Raw genomic sequence first — 14,039 nt, forward strand, 5'->3', positions numbered from 1 at the left:
AGGGCGGCGTACGGGAACGGGTCGTCCGCCACCGGCCAGGCCGAGGCCCGCCCGCGCTACCAGCCGCGCTCGCGCCACTCCGGCAGATGCGGCCGTTCGTCGCCCAGCGTCGTGTCCTTGCCGTGGCCGGGGTAGACCCAGGTCTCGTCGGGCAGCACGTCGAAGAGCTTGGTCTCGACGTCGTGGATGAGACTGGCGAAGGCCTCGGGGTCCTTGAAGGTGTTGCCGACCCCACCCGGGAAGAGGCAGTCGCCGGTGAAGACATGCGGCGGGCCGTGCGGGTCGTCGTAGACCAGCGCGATCGAGCCGGGGGTGTGTCCGACGAGATGACGGGCGGTCAGTTCGACCCGGCCGACCCGGATCGTGTCCCCGTCCTCGACCGGCACATCGGTCGGGACGGGGATGCCCTCCGCGTCGTACCGTCCGGCGTAGGTGCGGGCGCCGGTCGCCTCGACGACCGCGGCCAGCGCCTGCCAGTGGTCGCCGTGGCGGTGAGTGGTGACGACGGACGCGATGGAGTCGTCGCCGATCAGATGGAGCAGGGTCTCGGGCTCGTTGGCCGCGTCGATCAACAGCTGCTCGCCGGTGGTCCTGCAGCGCAGCAGATAGCTGTTGTTGTCCGCCGGGCCGACCGCGACCTTGGAGATCATCAGAGACGTCAGTTCGTGCACATCAGCCCGGCCGCCGACCTTCACCACTCCGCTGTACGTCATGGGCTCAGCCTATAGCGGGGGCAGCTTCGGCAGCAGGGCGCCCGCGGTGTCCAGATCTGTCCCGTCACGGCGTCCCGCGAGCCAGCCGAGCAGTGCGGCGGCGGGTCCTGTGACCGTCACCGGGGCGCCGTCCGTGCCGCCCGTGTGCCAGTCGCCGGCGTCCCTGGCAACTGTGTCCCCGCCATCGGCGGACCGGTCGTTCGCCACGATCCGGGTCGGCGGGACGTCCGGGCGGCCGGAGAAACGCTCGGCGAGGAAGGTGATCTCCCGGTCGGTGAACTCTTCGGGCAGGTCCTCCAGCTCGTAGCCGATGTCGAGGTCGACATGGTGCAGTTCGACCTCGACGAGACGGCGGAAGGGGACGCGGGCCGCGGCGTCGGTGATGCCGTTGCGCAGCTCGACGGTGCGGCTCCAGTCGGCGGGGACCGCGCCCGCGTCCTGGAAGCGGGCGGCGGACTCGCGTACGTCGTCGAGCTGGGCCGCGAGGGGGCGGGGCGCGTCCCGCTCGATGTCAGCCTCGCGTGCCTCGGCGCCGGCATACATCGGGCGGCCCTCGAGAACATTCACGAGCGCGTCGGCGTTACGGGAGAGATGGGCCAGCACATGGCCGCGGCTCCAGCCCGGCAGCCGTGAGGGGCCGGCGACGACACCGTCGTCCAGGGCGGCGGCTGCGGTGAGGAGCCGGTCGGTGGCTTCGCGTAGAGAGGCCAGGTCACGCAGTGGATCGATCATGGGGCCGACGATAGTCCCGCCACACGATCGGGTGAAGGTGTCAGAGGGCGGCCGAAAATCGAATGCGCGTGCTATAGGCTCAGTGGAGGCATCCTTGGTTGTTAGGCATTCATCGATCTGGCGGCCCCCCATAGGCTGGAAGAGTCTGAGACGGGGGCTGTGCCCCCGCTTCTCTCAAGAAAGGTGCGGACCGGCGTGGCCGACCGTCTCATCATCCGTGGCGCTCGCGAACACAATCTCAAGAACGTCTCGCTCGACCTCCCGCGTGACTCCCTCATCGTCTTCACCGGGCTCTCGGGGTCGGGCAAGTCGTCCCTCGCGTTCGACACGATCTTTGCCGAGGGCCAGCGTCGGTACGTCGAATCGCTCTCTTCGTACGCCCGGCAGTTCCTCGGCCAGATGGACAAGCCGGACGTCGACTTCATCGAGGGTCTGTCGCCTGCCGTCTCCATCGACCAGAAGTCGACCTCGCGCAACCCGCGCTCGACGGTCGGCACCATCACCGAGGTCTACGACTACCTCCGGCTGCTGTTCGCCCGGATCGGCAAGCCGCACTGCCCCGAGTGCGGCCGGCCCATCTCGCGCCAGTCGCCGCAGGCCATCGTCGACAAGGTCCTGGAGCTGCCCGAGGGCAGCCGTTTCCAGGTTCTCTCGCCCCTCGTGCGCGAGCGCAAGGGCGAGTTCGTCGATCTCTTCGCCGATCTCCAGACCAAGGGGTACAGCCGGGCGCGGGTCGACGGACAGACGATCCAGCTCGCCGAGCCGCCCACGCTGAAGAAGCAGGAGAAGCACACCATCGAGGTGGTCGTCGACCGCCTCACCGTGAAGGACTCCGCCAAGCGGCGCCTGACGGACTCCGTGGAGACCGCCCTCGGCCTCTCCGGCGGCATGGTCGTCCTGGACTTCGTCGATCTCCCCGAGGACGACCCCGAGCGCGAGCGGATGTACTCGGAGCATCTGTACTGCCCTTACGACGACCTGTCCTTCGAGGAGCTGGAGCCGCGCTCCTTCTCCTTCAACTCTCCCTTCGGCGCCTGCCCCGACTGCACCGGCATCGGCACGCGCATGGAGGTGGATGCCGAGCTGATCGTCCCGGACGAGGAGAGGTCCCTCGACGAGGGCGCGATCCACCCCTGGTCGCACGGCCACACCAAGGAGTACTTCGGGCGGCTGATCGGCGGGCTCGCCCAGGCCATCGGCTTCTCCACCGACATGCCCTGGGCCGGACTGCCGCAGCGTGCCAGGAAGGCCCTGCTGTACGGACACAAGACCCAGGTCGAGGTCCGCTACCGCAATCGGTACGGACGGGAGCGGGCGTACACCACGCCCGCCTTCGAAGGTGCCGTGCAGTTCGTCAAGCGGCGGCACAGCGAGGCCGAGAGCGACTCCAGCAGGGAGCGCTTCGAGGGCTATATGCGCGAGGTGCCCTGCCCCACCTGTGAGGGCACCCGGCTGAAGCCGATCGTTCTCGCCGTCACGGTGATGGGGAAGTCCATCGCCGAGGTCGCCGCGATGTCGATCAGCGAGTGCGCGGAGTTCCTCGGCGAGCTGAGGCTCAACGCCCGCGACAAGAAGATCGCCGAGCGGGTGCTCAAGGAGGTCAACGAACGGCTGAAGTTCCTGGTCGACGTGGGCCTCGACTACCTCTCGCTGAACCGCGCGGCCGGCACGCTCTCCGGCGGCGAGGCACAGCGCATCCGGCTCGCGACACAGATCGGCTCCGGCCTGGTCGGCGTGTTGTACGTGCTGGACGAGCCGTCGATCGGACTGCACCAGCGCGACAACCACCGGCTCATCGAGACCCTGGTCCGGCTGCGCGACATGGGCAACACCCTGATCGTCGTCGAGCACGACGAGGACACCATCAAGGTGGCCGACTGGGTCGTCGACATCGGCCCGGGCGCCGGTGAGCACGGTGGCAAGGTCGTGCACTCCGGCTCGTTGAAGGAGCTGCTGACCAACAAGGGTTCGATCACTGGTCAGTATCTGTCCGGAAAGCGGTCCATCCCGACGCCGGACATCCGCCGGCCGGTGGACCCGGGACGCCGGCTCACCGTCCACGGTGCCCGTGAGAACAATCTGCGCGACATCGACGTCTCCTTCCCGCTCGGGGTGCTGACGGCCGTCACCGGCGTCTCGGGATCCGGCAAGTCGACGCTGGTCAACGACATCCTCTACACCCACCTGGCCCGCGAGCTGAACGGCGCCAAGTCGGTGCCGGGACGCCACACCCGCGTCGACGGCGACGACCTCGTCGACAAGGTGGTGCACGTCGACCAGTCGCCCATCGGACGTACGCCCCGGTCCAACCCGGCGACGTACACCGGCGTCTTCGACCATGTCCGCAGGCTCTTCGCGGAGACGATGGAAGCCAAGGTCCGGGGCTATCTGCCCGGCCGGTTCTCCTTCAACGTCAAGGGCGGCCGCTGTGAGAACTGCTCCGGCGACGGCACCATCAAGATCGAGATGAACTTCCTGCCGGATGTGTATGTCCCGTGCGAGGTGTGCCACGGGGCGCGCTACAACCGGGAGACGCTGGAGGTCCACTACAAGGGCAAGTCCATCGCCGAGGTGCTGGACATGCCGATCGAGGAGGCGCTGGACTTCTTCGGGGCCGTCCCGACGATCGCCCGCCATCTGAAGACCCTGCACGAGGTGGGCCTGGGCTATGTCCGGCTCGGCCAGTCGGCGCCGACGCTCTCGGGCGGTGAGGCCCAGCGGGTGAAGCTGGCCTCGGAGCTCCAGAAGCGCTCCACCGGCCGCACGGTCTACGTCCTGGACGAGCCGACGACCGGTCTGCACTTCGAGGACATCAGCAAGCTGATCAAGGTGCTGTCCGGGCTGGTGGACAAGGGCAACTCGGTCATCGTCATCGAGCACAACCTGGACGTCATCAAGACCGCGGACTGGGTCATCGACATGGGCCCGGAGGGTGGCAACGGCGGCGGTCTGGTCATCGCCGAGGGCAGCCCCGAGCAGGTCGCGGGCGTGCCGACCAGTCACACCGGCAAGTTCCTGCGGGACATCCTGGACGCGGACCGGATCAGCGACGCGGTGGTGCCGGCGGCGCGCAAGGCCGCCAAGAAGGCGGCGGCGAAGAAGGCGGTCGCCGTGAAGAACACGGTTGCGGCGAAGTCGGCCCCGGTGAAGAAGACGGCCACGGCGAGGACGGCCCGGGCCCGCAAGGCCTGAGCCCGGGCCGCCGGGGCTCCGCCCTGGCCCCCCGCGCCTCAATCGCCGGCGGAAATCAAACCTGTCCGGCGATTGAGGACACGCCCGCAGGCGTCGGGGCGGGGGGCTAGGACAGCTCCCACGCGTATGGCGGCTCCGCCCCCGTCCGGGAGCAGGTCACCGCCGCCGCGCGGGACGCGAAGCGCAGCACATCGCGCCAGCCGTCCGCGTCCAGCTCGCCCAGCGCGTCCGCCGACAGCGCATCCCGGGCCGCAAGGCCATGCAGCAGCGCCGCGTTCACCGTGTCGCCCGCACCGATCGAGTCCGCGATGTTCACAGGCGTGGCCGGGGCCGAGACCTCGAGGCCGGACCGTGTCCGTACCGTAAGACCCTCCGAGCCCCGCGTCAGCACCACTGCCGAGGGCCCCTCGGGCACCCCGCCGAGCCAGTCGGCGTCGTCCTCCGAGAGCTTCAGCAGCGACACATGCGGCAGCCAGCCGGCGAACCGCGCCCGATACGCGTCCGCGTCCTGGATCAGACCGGCTCTGATGTTCGGGTCGAGCAGGGTGAACACCCCGCGCCCCGCCTCCCGCCGCAGCAGCGCCTCGTACGCACTCGCGCCCGGCTCAAGCACCAGCGAGCAGGTCCCGAGTGCCAGTGCCCGTACCGAGTCGGGCAGCTGCGGCGGCAGCTCGAAGAGCCGGTCGGCGCTGTCCTGCGCATAGAAGCCGTAGTGGGCGGAGCCGTCCGCGCCGAGGGTCGCGACGGCCAGTGTGGTGGGCTCGGGGCCGCGCTGTACGAGAGAGGTATCGACCCCCGCCCTACGCAGCCCGGCCAGCAGCGCATCGCCGAAGCCGTCCGTCGAGACACGGGAGCAGAAACCGACCGATGTGCCCAGCCGCCCGAGCGCGACAGCCGTGTTGTACGGGCCGCCGCCGAACCGCGGCAGCAGCGCCGGCAGGGGCGCGCCGTCCCCCTGCGGGACCAGGTCGATCAAGGATTCTCCGGCGACGACGATCACGGCCCGAACGTAACCCATCGCCTGCGAGGGCGACAGGGGCCCGCTCTCCGGGCCGCCGATCTCCGCCGGTATCGTCGGGTCTGTCAGTAACACACACCCCGCCCAGACGCACTGAACCGTGGAGTTCCCCATGCCCGGCCAGCCAGCCGCCCGCCGCACCGTGCTGAAAGGCGCCGCCCTCGCAGGGGCCGCCGGGCTGGGGGTCGCCGCCTGCTCCACCGAATCGAAGCTCGGTCACGCCGAGAACCCCACCCCGACCGCGCCCGTCGAGCTCGGCGCGGCCGACGCCGTCCCGGTCGGCGGCGCGAAGCTCTACCGAGAGCAGCGTCTCGTCGTGAGCTGCCCCGCCGAGGGCCAGTACAAGGCGTTCAGCGCGCAGTGCACACACGCGGGCTGTGTCCTGGCCAAGCTGGAGGGCACGGTGGGGAACTGCCCCTGCCACGGCAGCCGCTTCGACGTCACCACCGGCAAGGCGGTCCAGGGCCCGGCGACCGTGCCGCTCCCCGAGGTGCCGATCACGGCGGAGGGCGGCCAGCTCGTCGCCGGCCCCCACGCACAGAGCCCTCACGCATAGAGCCTCCACACATAGCGCCGCGCCCTACTCCCAGTCCCAGTCGATGCCCAGAATCCCCGGCCGTACGCCCTGCTCGACCAGATGGACCGTGCGATGCCTGCCGCTCAGCGTCAGATCCGTCCGGGCCCCGCGCGGCAGCCCCGTCGTGGCCTGGGCGAACCGCCGGCACCGCACGGGCAGCGCACCCTCGTCGAAGTGCACCTGCAGTACGTACTGCCCACCGGCGAAGTTGAAGCCGCGCACATACTCACCGCTGGGCCCGCCGGTCCCGTCCTCGAAGCCGTAGCCGAAGAGATACGTCTCACCCGCGCGCAGCCGGGCATCGAAGAGCAGCTCCGCGATCAGCACCCCGGTCCCGCGATGCCATCGCACCCGCCCCGTGCGGCAGTTCTCCAGGGCGCTGACCTCCACCCGCGCGGGGTCGCAGCCCGGGTCGCCGTGGTGGATGGCCAGATACCGGTCGACGCCGTCGCGGTGGGCGCGGACGACCTGGGCCGAGTCCCGTCCCATCAGCTCCCGCCGCGCCCCGATCCGTACCCGCTCGTGGTGGCCCACCGTGTGCAGCCCGCCGTCGGTCGGCGACTCCAGCTCGTGGAGCAGCTGCTCCACCGCGCCGGAGGCCTCCGTCAGTGAGCGGTACGAGCGGGCGGCGGGGCGCTCGACATCACCGCGCACGCCGCCCTCGCCGACGTCGAGCAGCCGGATCAGCGAGTTACCCGGCAGTTCGAGTACGTCCTCCAGGGCTCGCACGGCGCGCAGCGACTCGGGGCGCTGTGGACGGCGCGCACCCTGCTGCCAGTAACTGAGGCTGGTTACACCGACCTTGATGCCGCGGTGTGCGAGATGGTGCTGGACGCGCTGGAGCGGCAGTCCGCGCACCGCGAGGGCGGCACGCAGCGCCAGATGGAACGGGCCGGTGTGCAGCACCTGTGCCAGATCGGCCTCGGTGTGCCCCATTGTTCCTCCAGCGGCTGATGGGACGGCAGATGCGAGTGAACGTTCACGGCGAGGGCCGAGCCGCTGAGGGTGGGCGGCGACAGGCGGCCTGGTGGAGCGGGACGGAGGTGTTCACATTCCGGCCACCGTGTTCACAGCGCCCTGTCACCCCGCATTGAAGCGTGTTGACCTGCGCTCGACAAGGACTGATGCTCATCCGCAGCGTCCGGACGCGATCCTTCCACCCCCACCTCTTCGGGAGGAACGCGATGCGCAAGACCAAGAGACGGCTTTCAGCCGCAGCCGCCCTCTTCGCCGCACTACTCACCCTGACCACCCTGACGACCCTGACCGGGCCGACGGCCGCCGCCGCAGCGGTCGACGCCCCTGTCGCCACCGCTCCGGCCGACGCCGCACCGGCCCATGCCCCCGCCGCCTTCGCCTGGAATCGCCTCGGCATCACCATGCAGGAGCAGCAGAAGACCAACTGGTGCTGGGCGGCCAGTGGCAACACCATCGCCACGTACTACGGCCGCAACTACTCGCAGAACCAGTTCTGCAACGCCGCCTTCAACCGGGCGCAGGGCAGCGAGTGCCCCAACTCGCAGGCCACGCTCGGCAATGTCCAGACCGCACTGAACTGGGCCGGCGTCAACTCCGGTTCGTATGTCACCGGTTGGCTGGGCTACCCGACCGTCCAGACCGAGATCGACTCGGGCCGCCCCATCGAGTCCCGTATCCAGTGGTCGAGCGGTGGCGGGCACATGCATGTGATCTACGGCTACGACACCGCCAACAGCTGGGTCTACTGGGGCGATCCATGGCCCTCCAGCTACCGCTACAACTGGGCCTCCCACGCCTGGTACGTCGGCAACGACTCCTTCTCCTGGACCCACTCGCTCTACCGGATCGGGGCGTGAGCGCGCGATGAACGCGATGAAGAGCACCGCACGGGTCGCGGTCACCGCCGCGGTCGCTGCCTGTTTCTCCCTCGGTGCGGTCGGCACCGCCACCGCGGCAGGCACCGTCGGGGACCCCTCCGCGGCGGACCGGGCGGCAGCCCGGCGCGCGGCCACGGCCCCCGCGACCGCCCAGACCCTGTCCCGTTTCTTCGCCCGCGACGGTGCCGTCACCATGGCGGCGGCCGCACCCCGCGTCGAGGGCGAGACCGTTCCCGTCTACACGCTCGCGCCCGAGTTCGTGAGTGGAAAGCCGGGCGCTGCCGTCGCCCGGACGGAGTTCCTGGCCACCAAGGCGGTCTCGTCGGACGGTCGGCAGGCCTCGCTGTGGACGGCCCGCCTGGGCGGGAAGTGGCAGGTGGTCAACATCGCCACCGGCGACGACGAGTTCCGGTTCACGCAGCTGGGCGCCCGGAAGCTCCCCGGCGGCACGGTATTCCGCGAACCGCAGATCGACGCCTGGTACGTCAGCAAGGGCACCCGGGTGCTACCGCTCGACGCGGACGCGATACGGGCGGTGGGCAGCCGCGGCACCACGCTCGCCGCCTACCGGGCCCGGGTCCGTGCCGCGTACGCGGACAAGCTCCCCGGCTCTGCGTACGCCAAGAAGGGCGCCGCGGGCGGCTACGCACCGGCGGCTGCGACGCCGCATGACGACCCGGAGATCACGGCCGCCTCGGCGGCGGCGGGCGCGGGTGCGCTGGCGGCGCTGGCCCTGGCCGGCACGGCGGCTCGGCGACGCCGCCGCGCCTGACGTCCCGGGGCTCCGCCCCGGACCCCGTACGCGGGGTCCGGGGCGGAGCCCGACGAGGGCTGCAGACGTCCGCACTGTCACCGCCCGCCAGTAGGGTGGACGGCATGGCAGACCCCTCCAGCTACCGCCCCAAGCCGGGACAGATCCCCGACTCGCCGGGGGTCTACAGATTCCGCGACGAGCACCGCCGGGTGATCTACGTCGGGAAGGCGAAAAGCCTGCGCCAGCGGCTCGCCAACTACTTCCAGGACCTGGCGAGTCTGCACCCGCGCACCCGCACGATGGTCACCACGGCGGCCTCCGTCGAGTGGACCGTCGTCGCCACCGAGGTCGAGGCGCTCCAGCTGGAGTACTCCTGGATCAAGGAGTTCGACCCCCGGTTCAACGTCAAGTACCGGGACGACAAGAGCTATCCGTATCTCGCGGTCACCCTCAACGAGGACTTCCCGCGGGTCCAGGTCATGCGTGGCGCCAAGAAGAAGGGCGTGCGCTACTTCGGTCCCTACGGCCACGCCTGGGCCATCCGCGAGACCGTCGACCTGATGCTGCGCGTCTTTCCCGTACGCACCTGCTCCGCCGGGGTCTTCAGGAACCACCAGCAGAAGGGCCGCCCCTGTCTGCTCGGCTACATCGGCAAGTGCTCGGCGCCCTGCGTGGGCCGGGTCACCCCTGAGGAGCACCGCGAACTGGCCGAAGAGTTCTGCGACTTCATGGCCGGCCGCACCGGCACCTACATCCGCCGTCTGGAGAAGCAGATGATGGCGGCGGCCGAGGAGATGGAGTACGAGAAGGCGGCCAGGCTGCGCGACGACATAGAAGCCCTCAGGCGTGCCCTGGAGAAGAACGCCGTCGTGCTCACGGACGCCACCGACGCCGATCTGATCGCCGTGGCCGAGGACGAGCTGGAAGCCGCCGTACAGATCTTCCACGTCCGCGGCGGCCGGGTGCGTGGCCAGCGCGGCTGGGTCACCGACAAGGTCGAGGCCGTCGACACCGCTGGCCTGGTCGAGCACGCCCTGCAGCAGCTGTACGGAGAGGAGAGCGGCGACGCCGTCCCCAAGGAGGTCCTTGTCCCGGCCCTCCCCGAGGACACCGGCGCGGTCAGCCAGTGGCTGAGCGGCCGCCGCGGCTCGAACGTCTCGCTCCGCATTCCGCAGCGCGGCGACAAGAAGGACCTCATGGAGACGGTCCAGCGCAATGCCCAGCAGGCACTCGTCCTGCACAAGACCAAGCGCGCCAGCGATCTCACCACCCGCTCCCGCGCCCTGGAGGAGATCGCCGAGGCCCTCGGCCTCGATTCCGCGCCGCTGCGGATCGAGTGCTTCGACATCTCGCACCTCCAGGGCGAGGACGTCGTGGCCTCCATGGTGGTCTTCGAGGACGGTCTTGCGCGCAAGAGCGAGTACCGCCGCTTCCAGATCAAGGGCTTCGAGGGGCAGGACGACGCCCGGTCGATGCACGAGGTGATCACCCGTCGCTTCAAGCGCTATCTGGCCGAGAAGGACCGGACGGGTGAGTGGATCGGCGAGGACGCCCCCGAGGACGACGGCAAGCCCAAGCGGTTCGCGTATCCGCCGCAGCTCGTCGTGGTCGACGGCGGACAGCCCCAGGTGGCTGCCGCCCAGCGCGCCCTCGACGAGCTCGGCATCGACGATGTCGCGGTCTGCGGGCTCGCCAAGCGCCTCGAAGAGGTCTGGCTGCCGCACGACGACGACCCGGTGGTCCTGCCGCGCTCCAGCGAGGGGCTGTATCTCCTGCAGCGGGTGCGTGACACGGCTCACGACTTCGCCATCCGCTACCAGCGCTCCAAGCGGACCAAACGCATCAGGACCAGCCCACTGGACGCGGTTCCCGGTCTCGGCGAGACCCGTAAACAGGCGCTGATCAAGCATTTCGGCTCGGTGAAGCGGCTGAAGCAGGCGACAATCGAGCAGATCTGCGTGGTTCCCGGCATGGGCCGCAAGACGGCTGAGTCCGTGGTCGTGGCCCTCGCCCAGGCGGCTCCGGCCGCCCCTGCCGTGAATACGGCAACAGGAGAGATCATTGAAGAGAACGACGGGGGAAGCACGAGATGACTGAGCACGACGGAGACGGAGCAGCAGACGTGAGTACGGGCACCACGACCGAGCCCGCGGGGGCCGCGGAGGCGGCCATCCCCGAGCTGGTGATCATCTCCGGAATGTCGGGCGCCGGGCGCAGCACGGCGGCGAAGTGTCTGGAGGACCTCGGCTGGTTCGTCGTCGACAACCTGCCGCCCGCGCTGATCCCCACCATGGTGGAGCTCGGTGCCCGCTCGCAGGGCAATGTCGCGCGGATCGCCGTCGTCGTCGACGTACGCGGCCGGCGGTTCTTCGACAACCTTCGGGACTCCCTCGCCGACCTGGACGCCAAGCAGGTCACGCGGCGGATCGTCTTTCTCGAGTCCTCGGACGAGGCCCTGGTCCGCCGCTTCGAGTCGGTCCGCCGCCCGCACCCGCTGCAGGGCGACGGCCGGATCGTCGACGGCATCGCGGCCGAGCGCGATCTGCTGCGCGAGCTGCGCGGCGACGCCGACCTGGTGATCGACACCTCCAGCCTCAACGTCCATGAGCTGCGCGCCAAGATGGACGCCCAGTTCGCGGGTGACGAGGAGCCGGAGCTGCGCGCCACGGTGATGTCGTTCGGCTTCAAGTACGGACTTCCCGTGGACGCGGACCTCGTGGTCGACATGCGGTTCCTGCCGAACCCGCACTGGGTGCCGGAGCTGCGCCCGTTCACCGGTCTCAACGAAGAGGTGTCGAACTACGTCTTCAACCAGCCCGGCGCCAAGGAGTTCCTCGACCGCTACACCGAGCTGCTCCAGCTGATCGCCGCGGGCTACCGCCGCGAGGGCAAGCGGTACGTCACCATCGCCGTCGGATGCACCGGCGGTAAGCACCGCTCCGTCGCCACGTCCGAAAAGCTGGCCGCCAGGCTCTCCTCCGCCGGGATCGAGACCGTCGTCGTCCACCGGGACATGGGGCGCGAGTGACCGGACGCAACCTTCGGCTGCGGCGCCTGCGCAGGTCCACCACGCACGCTCCGACAGGTCGGAAACGCGGCGCGCAGCCCAAGGTCGTGGCGCTCGGCGGCGGCAGGGGCCTGTCCGCGTCGCTCACGGCCCTGCGCCGTATCACCGGCGACCTGACCGCGGTGGTCACCGTCGCCGACGACGGCGGCTCCAGCGGCCGGCTCCGGGAGGAGCTCGGCGTGCTGCCGCCCGGCGATCTGCGCAAGGCCCTGGCGGCGCTGTGCGGTGACGACGACTGGGGCCAGACCTGGGCCCGGGTGATCCAGCACCGCTTCCAGTCCCACGGCGAGCTGCACGAGCACGCGGTCGGCAATCTGCTGATCGTCGCCCTGTGGGAGCAGCTCGGCGACCATGTGCAGGCCCTGGACCTGGTCGGCAAGCTGCTCGGCGCGCACGGCAGGGTGCTGCCGATGTCCGCCGTGCCACTTGAGCTGCAGGCGCTGGTACGGGGCCACGACCCGGCGCGCCCGGACGAGGTGGACACGGTGCGCGGCCAGGCGACCGTGGCGCTCACCCCGGGCGAGGTGCAGTCCGTGCACCTCGTACCGCACGACCCGCCCGCCGTCCCGGAGGCCGTCGCCGCCGTCCTGGACGCCGACTGGGTGGTGCTCGGCCCGGGTTCCTGGTTCTCCTCGGTGATCCCGCACCTGCTGGTGCCCGAGCTGCTCGACGCGCTGACCGAGACGAAGGCCCGCCGGGTCCTCTCGCTCAACCTCGCCCCCCAGCCCGGTGAAACAGAAGGCTTCTCACCGCAGCGTCATTTGGAGGTTTTGGGACGACACGCGCCTAAACTCGCCCTGGACGTGGTGCTGGCCGACGAGGCCGCCGTGCCCGACCGCGAGTCCCTCGCCGAAGCCGCAGAGCGGTTCGGCGCCGCGGTCGAGCTGGCCCCCGTGGCCTCGACCGACGGCGTTCCGAAGCACGACCCGGAGCTGTTGGCCGCCGCGTACGACCGTATTTTTCGGATGCATGGAAGGATCGGCCCATGGCGATGACGGCAGCGGTGAAGGACGAAATCTCCCGGCTTCCCGTCACCCGGACCTGCTGCAGAAAGGCAGAGGTCTCGGCGATCCTGCGGTTCGCGGGCGGCCTTCACCTGGTGAGTGGCCGCATCGTGATCGAGGCGGAGCTGGACACCGGAATCGCGGCGCGCCGGCTGAAGCGGGACATCCTGGAGATCTTCGGGCACGGCTCCGAGCTCATGGTGATGGCGCCCGGGGGACTGCGCCGGGGTTCGCGCTACGTCGTACGGGTGGTGGCGGGCGGTGACCAGCTGGCCCGCCAGACCGGTCTGGTCGACGGCCGGGGCCGCCCGATCAGGGGACTGCCGCCGCAGGTCGTCTCCGGCGCCACATGTGACGCGGAGGCCGCCTGGCGCGGCGCGTTCCTCGCGCACGGCTCGCTGACCGAGCCGGGCCGCTCGTCCTCGCTGGAGGTGACCTGCCCGGGTCCGGAGGCCGCCCTCGCCCTGGTCGGCGCGGCCCGCCGGCTCTCCATCGCGGCCAAGGCCCGTGAGGTGCGGGGTGTGGACCGCGTGGTCGTCCGCGACGGTGACGCGATCGGCGCGCTGCTGACCCGGCTGGGTGCGCACGAGTCCGTACTGGCCTGGGAGGAGCGGCGGATGCGGCGCGAGGTGCGCGCCACCGCCAACCGCCTGGCCAACTTCGACGACGCCAATCTCCGTCGCTCGGCGCGCGCCGCGGTCGCCGCGGGCGCCCGGGTGCAGCGCGCGCTGGAGATCCTGGGCGAGGAGGTGCCCGAGCACCTCGCCGCGGCCGGCCGGCTGCGGATGGAGCACAAGCAGGCGTCTCTGGAGGAGCTGGGCGCGCTCGCCGACCCGCCGCTGACGAAGGACGCGGTCGCGGGCCGTATCCGCCGTCTGCTCGCGATGGCCGACAAGCGGGCCCAGGACCTCGGCATCCCCGGTACGGAATCCAACCTCACCGAGGAGATGGCCGACGGCCTCGTCGGCTGACACGCCGTCACCCGCCTTTTCCACCGCTGCCGGTGTCCCACGGACACCGGCAGCGGCTTGTTGTACCCGTACGCCCGGCGTGGCTGTCTTGACATGACCATGGGGTGTGATGAGTCTGGCGTCTGTTCACTTTCCTGGCAGAAACCAGCAAGGGG

At 70.4% G+C, this 14,039-nt stretch carries 12 protein-coding genes; 8 read left to right on the plus strand and 4 right to left on the minus strand.

Annotated elements, in window-relative coordinates; genetic code table 11:
* Positions 1-56: 56 nt before the first annotated feature.
* Both ACQEVG_RS09970 and ACQEVG_RS09975 read right to left on the minus strand, forming a co-directional pair.
* Positions 57-713, minus strand: a complete 657-nt coding sequence (locus ACQEVG_RS09970; protein ID WP_432980142.1) for an MBL fold metallo-hydrolase — start codon at positions 711-713, stop codon at positions 57-59.
* 9 nt (positions 714-722) lie between these two features.
* Positions 723-1,445, minus strand: a complete 723-nt coding sequence (locus ACQEVG_RS09975; protein WP_432980145.1) for a maleylpyruvate isomerase family mycothiol-dependent enzyme — start codon at positions 1,443-1,445, stop codon at positions 723-725.
* 195 nt (positions 1,446-1,640) lie between these two features.
* Here ACQEVG_RS09975 and uvrA point away from each other — a divergent pair, with 195 nt between their 5' ends.
* Complete coding sequence (gene uvrA / locus ACQEVG_RS09980; protein WP_432980148.1) at positions 1,641-4,637, plus strand: excinuclease ABC subunit UvrA; 2,997 nt, start codon at positions 1,641-1,643, stop codon at positions 4,635-4,637.
* 106 nt (positions 4,638-4,743) lie between these two features.
* Here uvrA and ACQEVG_RS09985 read toward each other — a convergent pair whose 3' ends face one another.
* The gene (locus tag ACQEVG_RS09985) at positions 4,744-5,637 is read right to left on the minus strand and encodes a carbohydrate kinase family protein (RefSeq protein ID WP_432980151.1); all 894 of its coding nucleotides are present in this window, start codon (positions 5,635-5,637) and stop codon (positions 4,744-4,746) included.
* Between the two features lie 130 nt (positions 5,638-5,767).
* Between ACQEVG_RS09985 and ACQEVG_RS09990 the strand changes: the two genes are divergently transcribed.
* On the plus strand, positions 5,768-6,211 hold the full coding sequence (locus ACQEVG_RS09990) for a Rieske (2Fe-2S) protein (RefSeq protein WP_432980154.1): 444 nt from the start codon (positions 5,768-5,770) through the stop codon (positions 6,209-6,211).
* Positions 6,212-6,235: 24 nt separating this feature from the next.
* On the opposite strand, the gene ACQEVG_RS09995 is transcribed toward ACQEVG_RS09990, so the two are convergent.
* Positions 6,236-7,168, minus strand: a complete 933-nt coding sequence (locus tag ACQEVG_RS09995; RefSeq protein WP_432980157.1) for a hypothetical protein — start codon at positions 7,166-7,168, stop codon at positions 6,236-6,238.
* Positions 7,169-7,416: 248 nt separating this feature from the next.
* Here ACQEVG_RS09995 and ACQEVG_RS10000 point away from each other — a divergent pair, with 248 nt between their 5' ends.
* From ACQEVG_RS10000 to whiA, 6 genes are all read left to right on the plus strand, one after another.
* Positions 7,417-8,067 carry a papain-like cysteine protease family protein gene (locus ACQEVG_RS10000; RefSeq protein ID WP_432980160.1) on the plus strand — a complete coding sequence of 217 codons (651 nt, stop codon included), beginning with the start codon at positions 7,417-7,419 and terminating at the stop codon, positions 8,065-8,067.
* A 7-nt stretch (positions 8,068-8,074) separates the two neighbouring features.
* Positions 8,075-8,860: a hypothetical protein gene (locus ACQEVG_RS10005; protein ID WP_432980163.1), complete on the plus strand. Its 786-nt coding sequence runs from the start codon at positions 8,075-8,077 to the stop codon at positions 8,858-8,860.
* Between the two features lie 104 nt (positions 8,861-8,964).
* Positions 8,965-10,935, plus strand: coding sequence for an excinuclease ABC subunit UvrC (uvrC, locus tag ACQEVG_RS10010; protein WP_432980166.1), 1,971 nt, complete (start codon positions 8,965-8,967; stop codon positions 10,933-10,935).
* A complete protein-coding gene (rapZ, locus tag ACQEVG_RS10015) occupies positions 10,932-11,870 on the plus strand; it encodes an RNase adapter RapZ (RefSeq protein WP_432980169.1) in 939 nt (312 codons plus the stop codon). Before uvrC ends, rapZ begins: the two co-directional genes overlap by 4 nt.
* Positions 11,867-12,904 carry a gluconeogenesis factor YvcK family protein gene (locus tag ACQEVG_RS10020; protein ID WP_432980172.1) on the plus strand — a complete coding sequence of 346 codons (1,038 nt, stop codon included), beginning with the start codon at positions 11,867-11,869 and terminating at the stop codon, positions 12,902-12,904. Before rapZ ends, ACQEVG_RS10020 begins: the two co-directional genes overlap by 4 nt.
* Complete coding sequence (gene whiA / locus ACQEVG_RS10025; RefSeq protein ID WP_360873779.1) at positions 12,895-13,884, plus strand: DNA-binding protein WhiA; 990 nt, start codon at positions 12,895-12,897, stop codon at positions 13,882-13,884. The genes ACQEVG_RS10020 and whiA overlap by 10 nt, the downstream gene beginning before the upstream one ends.
* Positions 13,885-14,039 lie beyond the last annotated feature (155 nt).

Source organism: Streptomyces sp. CA-135486, assembly GCF_050936555.1.
Classification (GTDB): domain Bacteria; phylum Actinomycetota; class Actinomycetes; order Streptomycetales; family Streptomycetaceae; genus Streptomyces.

Bases quoted from the DNA above. Each gene is read 5' to 3' on its own strand.
- ACQEVG_RS09970 (WP_432980142.1), bottom strand. From the start codon at position 713: ATGACGTACAGCGGAGTGGTGAAGGTCGGCGGCCGGGCTGATGTGCAC.
- ACQEVG_RS09975 (WP_432980145.1), bottom strand. From the start codon at position 1,445: ATGATCGATCCACTGCGTGACCTGGCCTCTCTACGCGAAGCCACCGAC.
- ACQEVG_RS09990 (WP_432980154.1), top strand. From the start codon at position 5,768: ATGCCCGGCCAGCCAGCCGCCCGCCGCACCGTGCTGAAAGGCGCCGCC.
- ACQEVG_RS09995 (WP_432980157.1), bottom strand. From the start codon at position 7,168: ATGGGGCACACCGAGGCCGATCTGGCACAGGTGCTGCACACCGGCCCG.
- ACQEVG_RS10000 (WP_432980160.1), top strand. From the start codon at position 7,417: ATGCGCAAGACCAAGAGACGGCTTTCAGCCGCAGCCGCCCTCTTCGCC.
- ACQEVG_RS10005 (WP_432980163.1), top strand. From the start codon at position 8,075: ATGAACGCGATGAAGAGCACCGCACGGGTCGCGGTCACCGCCGCGGTC.
- uvrC (WP_432980166.1), top strand. From the start codon at position 8,965: ATGGCAGACCCCTCCAGCTACCGCCCCAAGCCGGGACAGATCCCCGAC.
- rapZ (WP_432980169.1), top strand. From the start codon at position 10,932: ATGACTGAGCACGACGGAGACGGAGCAGCAGACGTGAGTACGGGCACC.
- whiA (WP_360873779.1), top strand. From the start codon at position 12,895: ATGGCGATGACGGCAGCGGTGAAGGACGAAATCTCCCGGCTTCCCGTC.